At 65.0% G+C, this 254-nt stretch carries 1 protein-coding gene; it reads right to left on the minus strand.

The features are described from left to right. Positions 1–254, minus strand: a 254-nt coding sequence (locus tag IFT51_RS14810; protein ID WP_192061853.1) for a hypothetical protein, incomplete at both ends; no start/stop codon positions are given.

The following is a 254-nucleotide window of genomic DNA, read 5'->3' on the forward strand; positions in this document are numbered from 1 at the left end:
ACGCCCGAGTAGACGAAGCCGAGCTTGTTGTCGGGCACGTCGAGGGCGTCGGCGGCCGTCTCGACCTTCACCGTGTATTCGATGTCGCGGTCCGCTACAGCGGTGATGCCGTGGTCGCTGTTGTCGAAGGTCAGGGTCTTCCCGTCATTCGAGACGACGCCTTCCTTGAGGTCGTAGCCATCCCAGACCAACCAGCCGTCCGCGGTCGTGGCCTTGTACCGGCTCGACGCCGTCGCCTGCTCGGGGAACGTCGT

This window comes from Frigoribacterium sp. CFBP 13712, assembly GCF_014842255.1.
Classification (GTDB): Bacteria; Actinomycetota; Actinomycetes; order Actinomycetales; family Microbacteriaceae; genus Frigoribacterium.